This window comes from Rhodanobacter sp. UC4438_H5 (assembly GCF_052978405.1).
This window is the reverse complement of sequence record NZ_CM129672.1, coordinates 2,435,279-2,448,141: the sequence shown is the minus strand read 5'-3', so window position 1 is coordinate 2,448,141 and position 12,863 is coordinate 2,435,279. Positions and strand designations below refer to the sequence as shown.

11 protein-coding genes are annotated in these 12,863 nt (G+C 66.4%); 5 read left to right on the top strand and 6 right to left on the bottom strand.

Going from position 1 to position 12,863, the window contains the following annotated elements:
• Nucleotides 1-51: 51 nt before the first annotated feature.
• The 4 genes from ACVCL9_RS11425 to ACVCL9_RS11410 form a co-directional block, all read right to left on the bottom strand.
• Entirely contained in the window at nucleotides 52-1,431 is a 1,380-nt protein-coding gene (locus ACVCL9_RS11425; protein ID WP_395120238.1) for a leucyl aminopeptidase family protein, read from the bottom strand.
• Nucleotides 1,432-1,498: 67 nt separating this feature from the next.
• Entirely contained in the window at nucleotides 1,499-2,206 is a 708-nt protein-coding gene (locus ACVCL9_RS11420) for an HAD family hydrolase (RefSeq protein WP_447099522.1), read from the bottom strand.
• A gap of 34 nt (nucleotides 2,207-2,240) precedes the next feature.
• Nucleotides 2,241-3,554: a LysM peptidoglycan-binding domain-containing protein gene (locus tag ACVCL9_RS11415; RefSeq protein WP_447098028.1), complete on the bottom strand. Its 1,314-nt coding sequence runs from the start codon at nucleotides 3,552-3,554 to the stop codon at nucleotides 2,241-2,243.
• Between the two features lie 284 nt (nucleotides 3,555-3,838).
• Entirely contained in the window at nucleotides 3,839-5,230 is a 1,392-nt protein-coding gene (locus ACVCL9_RS11410) for a Do family serine endopeptidase (RefSeq protein WP_447098029.1), read from the bottom strand.
• A 354-nt stretch (nucleotides 5,231-5,584) separates the two neighbouring features.
• Between ACVCL9_RS11410 and ACVCL9_RS11405 the strand changes: the two genes are divergently transcribed.
• The 5 genes from ACVCL9_RS11405 (at nucleotide 5,585) to ACVCL9_RS11385 (ending at nucleotide 11,309) form a co-directional block, all read left to right on the top strand.
• Nucleotides 5,585-8,869 (top strand): LAGLIDADG family homing endonuclease, encoded by a 3,285-nt coding sequence (locus ACVCL9_RS11405; protein WP_447098030.1) that lies wholly within the window; start codon nucleotides 5,585-5,587, stop codon nucleotides 8,867-8,869.
• 63 nt (nucleotides 8,870-8,932) lie between these two features.
• Nucleotides 8,933-9,511 carry a hypothetical protein gene (locus ACVCL9_RS11400; protein ID WP_447098031.1) on the top strand — a complete coding sequence of 193 codons (579 nt, stop codon included), beginning with the start codon at nucleotides 8,933-8,935 and terminating at the stop codon, nucleotides 9,509-9,511.
• A gap of 99 nt (nucleotides 9,512-9,610) precedes the next feature.
• Nucleotides 9,611-10,357, top strand: a complete 747-nt coding sequence (locus ACVCL9_RS11395; protein ID WP_447098032.1) for a TSCPD domain-containing protein — start codon at nucleotides 9,611-9,613, stop codon at nucleotides 10,355-10,357.
• Nucleotides 10,358-10,388: 31 nt separating this feature from the next.
• Complete coding sequence (locus ACVCL9_RS11390) at nucleotides 10,389-10,793, top strand: hypothetical protein (RefSeq protein WP_447098033.1); 405 nt, start codon at nucleotides 10,389-10,391, stop codon at nucleotides 10,791-10,793.
• 18 nt (nucleotides 10,794-10,811) lie between these two features.
• Nucleotides 10,812-11,309, top strand: coding sequence for a hypothetical protein (locus tag ACVCL9_RS11385; RefSeq protein WP_447098034.1), 498 nt, complete (start codon nucleotides 10,812-10,814; stop codon nucleotides 11,307-11,309).
• Between the two features lie 316 nt (nucleotides 11,310-11,625).
• Here the strand turns inward: ACVCL9_RS11385 and ACVCL9_RS11380 are convergent, their stop codons facing one another.
• Nucleotides 11,626-12,441 carry a hypothetical protein gene (locus ACVCL9_RS11380; RefSeq protein WP_447098035.1) on the bottom strand — a complete coding sequence of 272 codons (816 nt, stop codon included), beginning with the start codon at nucleotides 12,439-12,441 and terminating at the stop codon, nucleotides 11,626-11,628.
• A gap of 114 nt (nucleotides 12,442-12,555) precedes the next feature.
• Nucleotides 12,556-12,717, bottom strand: a complete 162-nt coding sequence (locus ACVCL9_RS11375) for a hypothetical protein (RefSeq protein ID WP_447098036.1) — start codon at nucleotides 12,715-12,717, stop codon at nucleotides 12,556-12,558.
• Between the last annotated feature and the right edge of the window lie 146 nt (nucleotides 12,718-12,863).

Here is a 12,863-nt window from a genome sequence, read left to right as displayed (position 1 = left end):
CACGGCGCCGGGCGGAAGGGGGTGTCGGGCGTCGAGGTCGGCGGGTGCGGCTCAGTGCCCGTAACGCTCCTGCAGGAACGCGAACACCGCGCGCAGGCCCATTGCCTCGCCGCCGCGGGGGCGGCCGGGGCGGTCGGCGTCGTTCCAGGCGTAGGTATCCAGGTGCAGCCACGGCGTGCCGTCGGGGACGAAGCGTTCGAGATAGAGCGCGGCGGTGATCGCGCCGGCGTGGCGCGAGGCGCTGGAGTTGGCGAAGTCCGCCAGGTGGGAGTCCAGCATGCGCCGGTATGGACGCCACAGCGGCAGCCGCCACAGCGGGTCGGCCACGGCGTTACCGGCCTGCAGCACCGCGTCGGCCAGCGCGTCATCGTTGGCGAACAGGGCCGGCAGATCCGGGCCCAGCGCCACGCGGGCGGCGCCGGTGAGGGTGGCGAAGTCGATGATCAGCGCCGGTTGCTGTTCGCCGGCGTAGGCCAGCGCGTCGCACAGGATCAGCCGGCCCTCGGCGTCGGTGTTGTCCACTTCCACGGTATGGCCGGCGCGGGTGGTGATCACCTCGCCCGGGCGCATCGCGTTGCCGGCCACGGCGTTCTCCACCGCCGGCACCAGCAGGGTCAGCCGCACCGGCAGGTTGGCCTGCATCACCAGCCCGGCCAGCGCGATCGCGTGCGCGGCGCCGCCCATGTCCTTCTTCATCCAGCGCATGCCTTCGCCGCCCTTGAGGTTCAGGCCGCCGGTGTCGAAGCACACGCCCTTGCCGACGATCACCAGCCTGGGATGGTCGGGCTTGCCCCAGCTCAGTTCGACCAGCCGCGGCGCGCGATGGCTGGCGCGGCCCACGGCGTGGATGGTGGGGAAGTTCGCCTTGAGCAGTTCGTCGCCGACCCAGTCGCGCAGCTTCGCCTTGTGTGCCTTGGCCAGGGTCTTTATCGCCTCGCCGAGTTGCTCCGGGCCCATGTCCTGCGTGGGCGTGTTGACCAGGTCGCGCACGCGCGAGGTGGCCTCCACCAGCGGGGCCAGCCGGGCCAGTTCCTCGGCCGCCACGATCAGCCGCGCCGGGGCGCGTTTGGCTGCGCGGTAGCGGGTGAACTGGTAGGCGCCCAGCGCCCAGCCCAGCGTGGCCAGCGCGGTGTCGGCGAGCACGCCTTCGGCGGCCAGTTCGTAGGTGGCTTCGGGCAGGTGGCAGGGCAGGCCGGCCAGCGCGGCCAGCGGATCGGCCGGCGCCACGCCGACCAGCACGCGCGCCAGCTTGCCGGCTGCGTCGGGCACCAGAGCGAACGTGCCGGGCGCCGCGTCGAAGCCGCTGTCGCCGAGCCAGCGCCGCTGCGTCGCATCGAGCCGGCGGCGACTGGCCGCCAGGTGCGCGGCGTCGGTGGTCTCGACGGGGATGCCATGGCGCTGGCCAGGGCGGCGTTCGATCAGGGCGGACATGGGCAAATCCTTGCGGGGAAATGGCCCATGATGGACATGCCCGCGTCGAAGAACAATCGCAACGGCGTCAGTCGCGGCGGGAAGAGGCTTCCAGCCAGTCGGCCAGCGCCGCCAGGTCGGGCAGGTCGAGATCCGGCGGCGGGCCCATGCCGGGTGGCCACGGTTCGCCCTGGCGATTGATCCACGCCGTGCGCAAGCCGGCGTCGCGCGCGCCGGCCACGTCCAGCGCGGGGTCGTCGCCCACGTGCAGTACCTGTCCCGGTTCGACGCCGAGCAGCGCGGCTGCGGCAAGGAAGATGGCGCGGTCGGGCTTGCCCACGCCATGGTCGCGGGCGCAGACGTGATGGCGGAAATGCCGCTCGATGCCGATGCGGCGCAGGTCGGCGTTGCCGTTGGTCAGGCTCGCCAGCGGCCAGCGTGCGGCGATGCGTTCCAGCGCGCTTGGGCAGTCGGGGAACAGTTCCACCTGGTTGCGCGCGGCGAAATAGATTTCCCACAACGCGTCCACCGGCGCATCGGCGATGCCGCTGGCCTCGAACACATGGCGCAGGGTCAGCTGGCGCTGGGTGGTGAAATCGTGCGCCAGGTCGATCCGCTCGGCGGCCACTTTGGCGCGCAGTTGCCGCATCGCGGTGATCGGCCACGCACGCGCCACCTCCGGATGGTGCTGCTGCAGCCAGGCGTCGACGGCCCGGTCGGCCCGTTCCAGCGCGGGCAGCACCGGCCACAGCGTGTCGTCCAGATCCAGCGTCAGCGCCAGCGGACGCTGGACCATGCCGGCGCCCGCCTCTGCGGCGCGGCTCACCCGGTTATCGCTTGCTGACGCGCAACACCTGGCCCTGTTGCAGGTGGTCGCTCTTGAGCTGGTTCCACGCGCGCAATTGCGCCACCTCGACCGAATGTGCCTTGGCGATCGAGGACAGCGTGTCGCCGCGCACCACCTTGTACGTCGAATGGGTCTGCGTGGCGTCGGCGCTGACGCTGCGGAAATTCTTGCCGTTGGCCTGGCTCACCGTGGTGGCCGAGCCGCTGGCGCGCTCGACGCCGGTCACGGCGACGTTGCTGACGCTGCCGCTGACGCGCTCCAGCCGTGCATCGTTCGCCGCGCGCTCGCGGCGCGCTTCCAGCGCGTTGCGGGCCTGCACCGTGCGCTCCGACGTGGGCGCGATGGCGGCGCGGGACGCGTAGGTGGCGCCGGGCGCCGAGATCGGCGTGCCCTGCGACCGCGCGCGCGCGCCGACTTCGGCCAGGATCGTGCTGCGGCGCTCGGCATCCATCGCCGCCAGCCGCGCGCCGTCGTCGTAGGGCAGCACGCCGTGGCGACGCAGCGCAGCCTTGGCCGGCTCGGTCTTGAGGAAGTCCACGAAATCCTGCGCCTGCTCGGCCTTGGCGCTGTGCGGGTTGGTGACCAGGTACAGCGGGATGAACAGCGGGTAGCTGCCGTTGGCGATGTTCGCCGTGGTCGCCGTGCGGCCGTTGATCGGGATCGCCTTCAGCTTGGGGTTGTCACTGATGCCGGCCAGCATGGCCACGCCCAGGCCGTTCGGGTTCAGCGCGATGCCTTCTTCCAGCTTGCGCGTGTTGACGTACAGCCGCGGCGCGGCGACCGGCTGGTTGCCGCGGCCGAACAGCAGGCTGCGCAGGCTGTACTCCACGCCGTCGCCGGGGCTGGCCACCGCGTAGACGTCGATCGGCGCGTTGCGGCCGCCGACTTCGCTCCAGTTGTGGATCTTGCCGTAGTAGATGTCGTGCACCTGCTTCAGCGTGAGGCTGCCGATCGGGTTGGACGCCTGGGTGATGATCACCAGGCCGCTCCAGGCCACCGGGGTGAAGGTCAGCCGGTCGTTCTGCGTGCTGCCGTCGGAGGGGCGCGCGCTGCCGGCGAGGTCGGCGGTGCCGTTGCTCACCGCGTCGAGGCCCGAGGCGGTGTTGAACGGCTGCAGCTCGATGCGGCCGTGGCCGGCCTTCGTCCATGCCTTGCCCACTTCGTTCATCACCGCGTTGGCGGTGGCGTCGTCGCCGCGCCAGACCAGGCTGCCGGACTTGGTGGCCGCGGTTGCCGCGGTGGAGAAACAGGCGCCGATCAGGGCGAGGCAGAACAGGCGAGCAAAGCGTACGGACATGATGATGCGAAACCCCGGCGTGATGAACTCATGACATGGGCGGGTGAGCTGGCCGATCGGGCCGACCCACCCGTCTGGCGACTTGACGAAGGTGCGTGATCGAAAGCGGGTATGCAGCCGATGCGCGGTGCGTTCGACAAGCCGTCAGGATATTGGATCGGCCTGAACCCACAATATCAAGCGATTTCTGGCGTTTGCGTGACGATGCGTCACAGAGCGTGCGCGCGAACACGCCGTTCACGCGACCCACGTCCGGTTTTTCGCGCGGTCGCTTTGCCGCGTCGTCAGTTGATCAGTACGTAGTGGCTGCCGTCCGCATCGGCCACCACCAGCACCAACTGGCGCAGGCGCACACCGGCCAGCCCGCGCAGCATGCGCAGGCTGGTGAGGCGCTGGTTGCCGATGCCGACCACCACGTCGCCCGCACGCAGTCCCGCCTGGGCGGCGCGGCTGCCCGGCTGCACCGTGCTGACGGCGGCGCCGTACCAACCCTGGTCGCGCTGGCTCTGGCTCAGCTCGCTGAAACGCACGCCGGCCAGGCGCGGGTCGAGCTGGCCGCCGTCGAGGCTGGCCAGCTTCTCGGCGCTCAGCGTCGCATTGACCTGGCGCGGCTGGCCGTCGCGCACGATGCCCAGTTGCAGGCTGCTGCCCAGCGGCAGCAGGCCTTCGGTGTTGCGCAGCTGCTGCACGCTCTGCAGCGGCTTGCCGTTGAGCGAGGTCAGCACGTCGCCCGGCTGCAGCCCGGCGCGCGCGGCGGCCGAACCGTCGCCGACGCCGGTCACCACCACGCCCTTGCTCTCCTTCAGCCCCAGCGCCTGGGCGATGCGCGGGGTGATCGCCTGCGCCTGCAGGCCCAGGCTGCCGCGCTCGACCTTGCCATGCGCGATCAGCTGCTTCATCACCTCGGCGGTGAGGTTGCTGGGGATCGCGAAGCCGATGCCCACGTTGCCGCCCGAGGGCGAGAAGATCATCGTGTTGATGCCGACCAGCTCGCCGCGCAGGTTCACCAGCGGACCGCCGGAGTTGCCCGGGTTGATCGAGGCGTCGGTCTGGATGAAGTTCTGGTAGCTCGAATCGCCCAGGCCCGAGCGCCCCAGCGCCGAGACGATGCCGGCGGTCACCGTCTGGCCCAGGCCGAACGGTTCGCCCACCGCCACCACGTAGTCGCCCACGCGCAGGGTGGAGGAGTCGGCCATCGGCAGCGCGTGCAGGCCGCTGGCCCGGATCTGCACCACCGCCACGTCGGTGGCCGGGTCGGTGCCGATCAGCTTGCCCTTGAAGCTGCGCCCGTCCTGCAGCGTCACGCTGATGTCGTCGGCGCCGGCGACCACGTGGTTGTTGGTCAGGATGTAGCCCCTGGCGGCGTCCACGATCACGCCCGAACCCAGGCTCTGCTCCACGCGCTCGCGCGGCGTGGGCGGCAGGCCGAAGAACTGGCGCACCATCGGGTCGTCGAAATACGCATCGCGCACCGGCACGTGGGTGGTACTGGAAATGTTCACCACCGCCGGCGTCACCCGGGTCAGCATCGGCGCCAGCGACGGCATCGGCTGGCCGTCGATCGCCGCCGGCAAGGTGGCGGCGCGGCCGGCGCCCGGCAGCGTGCCGAACGCGATCACCAGCGCGGCCAGCAAGCCGGTCAACCACGACGGCACGGAGGGATGGTGAGGCGACATGAGGGGCTCCTTGGCGGGGGTGAGTTCGGCGCTGGTTCGACCGATCGGCGGCGTGCGGGTTCCCGCCGGCCGATGCCGCTCGCAGGACTTTACTTCCCGGAGCGGCAGGGTTAACTTCCTCCCTTGGTAACAACCACAACATCTTGTGTTGAAGCGCCAATGCCGAGACTAGCACTGGTGCCAACCGCGGCGTTCTTGGGGAGGAGCCACTGTTGTCGGAAAGCCAGGGGGCGGGCAGGCCGGGAGGTCGTTCCCGCCCGTGATCTTCGTCGCCGTCGCGTCGCGAGCGACACCCTTACATCCCAATAAAAATCAACGGGGGCCGCGAGGCCACACCGAGAGGTCAGCAAAACGATGAGCACAATGCGTGCGCCAGCCAACCACCCCGCCACCGGCCGTGATGCTGCCGTGGACATCCCGCTGCAACCCGCCTCGTGGGACATCTGGGACAAGAAGTATCGCCTGAAGACCAAGACCGGCGAGCCGGTCGACGGCAGCATCGACGAGACCTACCAGCGCGTGGCGCGCGCCCTGTCCGACGTGGAAGCCACCGACGAGCTGCGCGGCCACTGGTACGAGCGTTTCCTGTGGGCGCTGCGCCGCGGGGCCATCCCCGCCGGCCGCATCACCTCCAACGCCGGCGCGCTGGCGCACAAGCCGGCCACCAGCACGATCAACTGCACCGTTTCGGGCACCATCCACGATTCGATGGACGACATCCTGGAGAAGGTGCACGAGGCCGGCCTCACCCTGAAGGCCGGTTGCGGCATCGGCTACGAGTTCAGCACCCTGCGTCCGCGCAACGCCTATGTCTCCGGCGCCGGCGCGTACACCAGCGGCCCGCTGTCGTTCATGGACATCTACGACAAGATGTGCTTCACCGTCTCCAGCGCCGGCGGCCGCCGTGGCGCGCAGATGGGCACCTTCGACATCAGCCATCCGGACGCCAAGGAGTTCATCCGCGCCAAGCGCGAGGACGGCCGTCTGCGCCAGTTCAACCTGAGCCTGCTGATCACCGACGGCTTCATGGACGCGGTGGAAAACGACCAGGACTGGCCGCTGGTATTCCCGGTGCACGTCAAGGAGAAGGACGAGATCGATCTCGACGACCCCAGCAAGGTCGTCTGGCGCGAATGGCCGACCCACGAGAACTACGTCGACCGCGAAGACGGCCTGGTCGCCTGCAAGATCTACAGCCACATCCGCGCGCGGCACCTGTGGGACATGATCATGGTCTCGACGTACGACTACGCCGAGCCCGGGTTCATCCTGATCGACAAGGTCAACGAGATGAACAACAACTGGTGGTGCGAGCACATCCGCGCGACCAATCCCTGCGTCACGGCCGACACTTGGGTGCAGACCGCCGAAGGCCCGCGCCAGGTCAGTGACCTGCTCGGTCGAGGCTTCATGGCCCGCGTGGACGGCAACGATCACGCCACTGGCGCCGAGGGTTTCTTCCGCACCGCGACCAAGCCGGTGCTGGCGCTGCAGACCGAGGAAGGCCACCGCCTGCGCCTGACCGAGGACCACCGCGTGCGCCGCGTGTCGCGCCTGACCCGCTGGAGCGTGGACACCGAGTGGTGCGCCGCCGGCGCGCTGCAGCCTGGCGACCGCGTGCTGCTCAACGATCACCGCGCCAACGCGCAGTGGCCCGGTGCGCTGACCGGGGAGCAGGGCTACCTGCTCGGCCTGCTGGTCGGTGACGGCACGCTCAAGCACGAGGCCGCGGTGTTGTCGGTGTGGCCGCAGGCCGCCGTGATGAACGGCCCGGTGGATGGCGGTACCCGTGCGCTGATGGCCGAAGCCCTGCGCTGCGCCCGGACGCTGCCGCACCGTGCCGATTTCACCGGCTGGTCGGAAGTGGCCGGCCGCGGCGAGTTCCGCATGAAGTCCGCCGCGCTGCGTGACCTTGCGTTCGAGTTCGGCATGAATCCTGGCGACAAGGCGATCACGCCGGCGCTGGAGCAGGCGTCGAGCGAGGCCTATCGCGGCTTCCTGCGCGGCTTCTTCGACGCCGACGGTTCGGTGCAGGGCAGCCAGGCCAAGGGCGTGTCCGTGCGCCTGGCGCAGTCGGACCTGCCGCGGTTGGAAGCGGTACAGCGCATGCTGCTGCGCCTGGGCATGCCGTCACGGATCTATCGCGACCGCCGTGTCGCAGGTGAAAGCCTGTTGCCCGATGGTCATGGCGGCAGGCATGCCTATGCCACCCGGGCCCAGCACGAGCTGGTGATTGCCGGCGAGTCGCTGCCGCGTTTCGCCGAATTGATCGGCTTTGCCGACAGCGACAAGGCCGCGCGTCTGAAGGCCGCCTTGTCGGGCTACAAGCGTCACCTCAACCGCGAGCGCTTTGTCGCCACCGTGCAATCGCTGCAGGCCGATGGCGTCGAGGACGTCTACGACGTGCAGGTACCCGGCATCAACACCTTCGACGGCAACGGCCTGCACGCGCACAACTGCGGCGAACAGCCGTTGCCGCCCTACGGCTCGTGCCTGCTCGGCTCGGTCAACCTGACCAAGTTCGTGCGCGACCCGTTCGGGCCCAAGGCGCGTTTCGACTGGGAGGAATACCGCGAGGTGGTCAAGGTGTTCACCCGCATGCTCGACAACGTGGTCGAGATCAACGGCCTGCCGCTGGAGCAGCAGCGCAACGAGATCATGGGCAAGCGCCGCCACGGCATGGGCTTCCTGGGCCTGGGCTCCACCGTGACCATGCTCAAGCAGAGTTACGGCAGCGCCGAGGCGGTGGCGTTCACCGAGGACGTCTCGCGCGAAATGGCGCTGGCCGGCTGGGAAGTGGCGCTGGAGCTGGCGAAAGAGAAGGGCGCCGCGCCGGTGCTGCTGCGCGACTACACCGTCACCGGCGACATGCTGCGCAAGCGCCCGGAAATGGCGGCCGACGGCTACAAGATCGGCGACACCATCCCCGGCCGCGTGCTGCACGCGAAATACAGCCGCTACATGCAGCGCATCGCCACGGTGGCGCCGGAGCTGGTCGAGCAACTGGCCGAGACCGGCGCGCGTTTCACCCACCACACCTCGATCGCCCCCACCGGCACCATCTCGCTCAGCCTGGCCAACAACGCCAGCAACGGCATCGAGCCGAGCTTCGCGCACAGCTACTCGCGCAACGTGATCCGCGAAGGCAAGAAATCCAAGGAGAAGGTCGAGGTGCTCAGCTTCGAGCTGCTCGCCTACCGCGCGCTGATCAACGCCGAGGCCAGGCCGTTCACCGACGACGCCGCGCACAAGCTGCCCGACTACTTCGTCTCCGCCGACGACATCGGCCCGAAGCAGCACGTGGACATCCAGGCCGCCTCGCAGAAATGGATTGATTCGTCGATCTCCAAGACCGCCAACGTGCCCACCGATTACCCGTACGAAGACTTCAAGGACATCTACTTCTACGCCTACAAGCAGGGGCTCAAGGGATGCACCACGTTCCGCTTCAACCCCGCCGCTTTCCAGGGTGTGCTGGTCAAGGAATCGGACCTTGAAAACACCCTCTACCGCTTCGAGCTGGAGGACGGTAGTGTTGTCGAACTGAAAGGCAATGAGCAGGTGGAATACGACGGCGAGATGCATTCGGCCGCCAACCTCTTCGATGCCTTGAAGGAGGGTTACTACGGCAAGTTCTGAACTGCGCGCAGTTTCCCGAGGGCCACGGCACGTACTGACATTCATCGGAGGGGAACACCAGTTATGTCCATCGACAACGAGCTTGAGTCAAACAACAACCCAGCGGCCGCCGAGGCACCCGCCGTCGTGCTGCCCGTGCTGCCCGAGGTAGCGCCGGCCGCACCCGCCGCGGCCCCGGCGAAGAAGGCCCCGGCACGCCGCAAGGCCGCAGTGAAGAAGGCCGCACCGAAGAAGGCGGCGCCGAAGAAAAAGGCGGCCGCGAAGAAGGCGGCTCCGAAGAAGAAGGCCGCGACCAAGAAGGCTGCGCCTAAGAAGAAGGCCGCCGCGAAGAAAGCGGCTCCCAAGAAAAAGGCTGCAGCCAGGAATGCCGCGCCGAAGAAGGCTGCCGCCAAGAAAGCGGCAAGGAAGTCGGTGAAGAAGGCGGCCCCGAAGAAGGCTGTGCGCAAGAGCGCGAAGAAAGTGGCGAAGAAGGCGGTCAAGAAAGCCGCCGTCAAGCGCGCCAAGCCCGCCCGCAAGGCGGCAGGCAAGAAGTCGGTCGCCCGCAAGGCGGCCCCGAAGAAGGCGGCGGCAAAGAAGTCCGCCAGCAAGAAGAAGGCCGCCCCCAAGGCAGCCAAGAGGTCCACTGCCAGCAAGAAGAAGTAAGCCGTACCTCCATCCGGCCCGGCGTCGCGCCGGGCCGGATGGTTTTTCATGTCACACGTCGCCGCCATTGCGGCGCGCCCCAGCAAAGAAGCGAATCCCATGGCAATCAAGATCGACAAGAAGATCACCGGCTACAACGTGGTCAAGCCCGAGGACAAGGTTGCCGATGCGGCCGCCAGCGCGGCGAAGCAGGCCACCCCTGCCGCGCCCAAGCAGGCCGAAGTGATCCAGATGCACGAGAGTGTCGAGCGACCGGAAACCCTGGTCGGCTCCACCTTCAAGGTCAAGTCGCCGCTGTTCGAGCACGCCCTGTACGTCACCATCAACGACATCGTGCTCAACGCCGGCACCAAGTACGAGCAGCGCCGCCCCTTCGAGATCTTCATCAACTCGAAGAACATGGATCACTTCCAGTGGATCGTGGCGCTCACCCGCATCCTCTCCGCCGTGTTCCGCAAGGGCGGCGACGTGACGTTCATCGTGGAAGAGCTGAAAGCCGTGTTCGACCCCCGCGGCGGCTACTTCAAGGCCGGCGGCGTCTACATGCCCAGCATCGTCGCCGAGATCGGCTCGGTGGTGGAACAGCACATGAAGAACATCGGGCTGATCCATGATCCGGAAATGGATGAGGCGATGCGGAAGTTGATTGCGGAGAAGCGCGCCGCCTACGAGGCGATGGACTCAAAAAAAAACGCTGACGCCGGCGTGACTGCCAGCTCGACCGGTTCCGAAACCCTGACCTTTCCGCCCGGCTCGATGATGTGCGACAAGTGCAACACCAAGGCGCTGGTGCTGATGGACAACTGCCAGACTTGTCTGAATTGTGGGTATTCGAAGTGCGGGTGAGTTAATTCTGAGGAAGTCGCGGGGGGAATGTATGAAATCAGTTAGTGCAATTGCGTTAGCAATGTTCGTGATGATTTGCTCGGGATGTGTCCAAAATAATGCGAAGCCTGTGACAACTCGAAATAGCGAGCTTACACATGGCAACGTGCAGTTAAACATCAAGGTTGGACAGACGTCAAAGGCTGATGTGTTGGAGCATTTTGGTGCGCCAAACATCACCACGATCGACGGCTCCGGTCAGGAGGTCTGGTCATATCAGCGCCAAGCAACGGTGACTCAGTCCAGCTCGAGTAGCAACTACTGGACTGTAGTTCTTGCGGGAGGTGCGAATTCTGCTTCAGGTTTTGAGCAGACTCAGCGAACGATGACATTAATCATCAAGTTCGGAAAGAACAATCTGGTTTCTGATTTTAGAAGCAGATCAAGTGAATTCTGACGCACGGAGAAACAGGGGATGAAAAAGTTTATTATTGTTGGCTGCCTTGCTATAGCGGCCATGACAGGCTGTGCAACTTCGCCCAAGCCAACGCCAACCTCGTTGCAGATTCAGTCTTTCCAGACGAAAGAATTTGAAACAACGAAGACAATCGTCTTCGGCTCGGTTTTGAGCGTATTTCAGGACTTGGGGTATATCGTGCAGAGTGCCGATAAAGATACTGGGTTTATAACTGCTGCAAGCCCAACTTCCAACAAGACGGGTTTTTGGCAGGCGATGGTTGGTGTTGCGTCAAGCGGTCAAACGAAAGCTACAGCATTTGTTGAAGAGATTAGGCCAGGATACGTCCGCGTCCGCCTTAACTTTGTCAATACACGCAATAATTCTAGCGCGTACGGGCAGACCCAGGCGGAGGATACTCCCATCTTGGATCCGAAGCCCTACCAAGTGGCATTCGAAAAAATAGATGACGCCGTATTCGTAAGGAAAGGCGCTCTCACCTCCGGGCAGAATTAGTTAGCCGAGTTGGACAGTTTTAGGGCTCTCTCGATCCGTGTGGTTGACTTTCAGCCAATGGGCGTCTGAGCGGCATGTAAAATATAAAATAAGGGGTCAGGTTCATTATTCCGCGTAGGTTGAATGAACCTGACCTTGTTGTTCTGTTCTGTTCAATACGCGGCCGGGCGCACCGACTACCACGACGTGGAGCGCGACGCACTGGCGACACAATGCCGGCGCCTTGCCGTCGCACCTGAACCGGCAGTTGACGCCGTCCTGAGTGCGGGGCCGCTTCCCGGTTTCCCTCGCCGCCGTGCCGCGAGGGCGTCGCCGCTCAGTCCAGCAGCGTCAGCAGTGCTTCGTAGCGGATGTCGGCGGGTTCGCGCATGTTGGCTTCCATCCGGCGCAGCCATTCCAGCGTGCGGCGAGTCTGTTCGCGCTCCGCTTTCTGCGACAGGTCGAAGGTGACCGAATCGGCCACGTGGTGCAGCATCATCACGAAATCGCACGGCGCGCGGCAGGACTGCACCAGGCCGACGATCTGGAAGCCGATGTCCTGGACCTGCGACTTGATCGCGGTGCTGTCGCTGGTCCCGCCCAGCAGTTCCTGCGCCGCCTCGTCCAGGTAGACGTCCATGATCGCGTCGTTGGGGAAGGGCTCCCGCATGGCCTTCGCGACCTTGGCGGTGAGCGCGGGGTCGTCGGTCAATCGGCGGGTCAGGTTTCGCACGCGGGCGCGAACGTGTTCGATGGCCTTGTTGATGTCGGCGCGATCGGCGACGAGGTTGATCACGGCACCGTTGATCTCCTTCGCCACCCGCTCGGCGATCGCGTGGGCATCGGTGCCGACGATGCGCTGCACCCGGCCCTTCAGCGGGTCGCGCAGCGCCTTCTCGATCGCCGGCCCGCTGCGGCCGTGCAGCTGGAACATGGCCGTCATGACGGAGGCCAGGATCGGCCGCAGTTGCTCGCCCCAGTGCAGGATGTGGCGGCGGTCCTCCACCGGCCCCTTGCTTGCCTTCGAGTTGACCGGGATCTTGGCGGCCTTGGTGCCCCAGGGCGGGCGACCGACGAAGGTGACCTCGCCGTCCTCGCCGACGGACATGCCGAACTCGCCGCCGTCTGTGTCTTCGTCATCGCCATCGGACATCGACTGTTCCCCGTTGTGCCTGCCACGCAATATAGCGGGGCAGCCCCGGTGTGCGCCCGGGGTTCGGGCGTTGCCGGCAGATGCGTGGGGAACCGGGGTCGGTAGCCGCTGCCCTCACGACTTCTTCTTGCCGCCACCATCGCGCTTGTTCACGGTGGCCCAGGCGATGCGCTCGGCCGTCTTCTCCGACTTGCCCTTTTTCTTTTCGCTTTCCTCGATGTGGGATGCTTCGCGCTTCTGCTTGGCGGTGTACGAGGATTTGTCGCCCTTGGACATGGGAGTGCTCCAGAGTTAGATGGACGTCCTACGCCAGTGTCCGGGCGGGTGAATGCCCGGTCGTCGATGGATCATCGCCGCGTCATGGCGTCGAGGGGCCGCCACCCGCGTGATCGTGGCGGCGGCAACTTTCCACCGCGCACTTC

Bases quoted from the DNA above. Each gene is read 5' to 3' on its own strand.
- ACVCL9_RS11385 (WP_447098034.1), top strand. From the start codon at position 10,812: ATGAAAAAGTTTATTATTGTTGGCTGCCTTGCTATAGCGGCCATGACA.
- ACVCL9_RS11390 (WP_447098033.1), top strand. From the start codon at position 10,389: ATGAAATCAGTTAGTGCAATTGCGTTAGCAATGTTCGTGATGATTTGC.
- ACVCL9_RS11405 (WP_447098030.1), top strand. From the start codon at position 5,585: ATGAGCACAATGCGTGCGCCAGCCAACCACCCCGCCACCGGCCGTGAT.
- ACVCL9_RS11395 (WP_447098032.1), top strand. From the start codon at position 9,611: ATGGCAATCAAGATCGACAAGAAGATCACCGGCTACAACGTGGTCAAG.
- ACVCL9_RS11425 (WP_395120238.1), bottom strand. From the start codon at position 1,431: ATGTCCGCCCTGATCGAACGCCGCCCTGGCCAGCGCCATGGCATCCCC.
- ACVCL9_RS11420 (WP_447099522.1), bottom strand. From the start codon at position 2,206: ATGGTCCAGCGTCCGCTGGCGCTGACGCTGGATCTGGACGACACGCTG.
- ACVCL9_RS11380 (WP_447098035.1), bottom strand. From the start codon at position 12,441: ATGTCCGATGGCGATGACGAAGACACAGACGGCGGCGAGTTCGGCATG.
- ACVCL9_RS11400 (WP_447098031.1), top strand. From the start codon at position 8,933: ATGTCCATCGACAACGAGCTTGAGTCAAACAACAACCCAGCGGCCGCC.
- ACVCL9_RS11415 (WP_447098028.1), bottom strand. From the start codon at position 3,554: ATGTCCGTACGCTTTGCTCGCCTGTTCTGCCTCGCCCTGATCGGCGCC.
- ACVCL9_RS11375 (WP_447098036.1), bottom strand. From the start codon at position 12,717: ATGTCCAAGGGCGACAAATCCTCGTACACCGCCAAGCAGAAGCGCGAA.
- ACVCL9_RS11410 (WP_447098029.1), bottom strand. From the start codon at position 5,230: ATGTCGCCTCACCATCCCTCCGTGCCGTCGTGGTTGACCGGCTTGCTG.